This is a genomic window from Pseudomonas sp. NPDC088885 (assembly GCF_044750025.1).
Classification (GTDB): domain Bacteria; phylum Pseudomonadota; class Gammaproteobacteria; order Pseudomonadales; family Pseudomonadaceae; genus Aquipseudomonas; species Aquipseudomonas rustica.
In genome coordinates this window covers 1-1,260 of record NZ_JBIVJB010000252.1, presented here as the reverse complement: position 1 = coordinate 1,260, position 1,260 = coordinate 1, and the positions used below count along the sequence as shown (strand labels likewise).

Here is a 1,260-nt window from a genome sequence, read left to right as displayed (position 1 = left end):
TACGAGCACGGTTTACCAACTGCTTGTCGGCTTCCGACAGCTCGTCCATACCCAGGATCGCGATGATGTCCTTCAGCTCTTTGTAACGTTGCAGAACGTACTGAACGCCGCGAGCGGTGTCGTAGTGGTCCTGGCCGATTACGTTCGGATCCAGCTGGCGCGAAGTCGAATCCAGTGGATCTACCGCTGGGTAGATACCCAGGGAAGCGATGTCACGGGACAGAACGACGGTGGCGTCCAAGTGGGCGAAGGTGGTCGCTGGCGACGGGTCGGTCAAGTCATCCGCAGGTACGTATACCGCTTGGATCGAAGTGATCGAACCTTCCTTGGTCGAAGTGATACGTTCTTGCAGAACGCCCATCTCTTCAGCCAGGGTCGGCTGGTAACCTACTGCCGAAGGCATACGGCCCAGCAGTGCGGATACTTCAGTACCGGCCAGGGTGTAACGATAGATGTTGTCGACGAACAGCAGAACGTCGTTACCTTCGTCACGGAACTTCTCGGCCATGGTAAGGCCGGTCAGTGCTACGCGCAGACGGTTACCCGGCGGCTCGTTCATCTGACCGTAAACCAGTGCCACTTTGTCCAGAACGTTGGAATCCTTCATCTCGTGGTAGAAGTCGTTACCCTCACGAGTACGCTCACCCACACCGGCGAACACGGAATAACCGCTGTGCTCGATGGCGATGTTACGGATCAGTTCCAACATGTTTACGGTTTTGCCTACACCGGCACCACCGAACAGACCGACTTTACCGCCTTTGGCAAACGGGCAAACCAGGTCGATAACCTTGATGCCGGTTTCCAGCAGGTCGTTGCCGCCTGCCTGTTCAGCGAACGAAGGTGCTGGACGGTGAATGCCCCAACGCTCTTCGGTGTCGATCGGGCCAGCTTCGTCGATCGGGTTACCGAGGACGTCCATGATCCGGCCCAGGGTCGCTTTACCGACCGGTACGGAGATGGCTGCGCCAGAATCGGTAACTTCCAGACCGCGCTTCAAGCCCTCGGTGGAACCCATCGCAATGGTACGAACCACGCCGTCGCCCAGCTGCTGCTGAACTTCCAGAGTGGTGCCGGCATCGCTTTTGACTTTCAAAGCGTTGTAGATGCTCGGTACGCTGTCGCGTGGAAATTCCACGTCGATAACGGCGCCGATGATTTGAACGATCCCTTTCGCTGGCAACCGCGTCACCGTGGTCAGCCCCGAACTGGCCGCGCGGTTTCAGCCCGGAGCGCTTTGACCGCAACCCAGTGCGCAAA

The 1,260-nt window shown here is 58.0% G+C and carries 1 protein-coding gene; it reads right to left on the bottom strand.

Annotated features, from left to right (window positions below; translation table 11 throughout):
- On the bottom strand, nt 1-1,183 hold a 1,183-nt coding region (gene atpD / locus ACIP1X_RS29015; protein WP_400755992.1), incomplete at its 3' end, for a F0F1 ATP synthase subunit beta.
- Between the last annotated feature and the right edge of the window lie 77 nt (nt 1,184-1,260).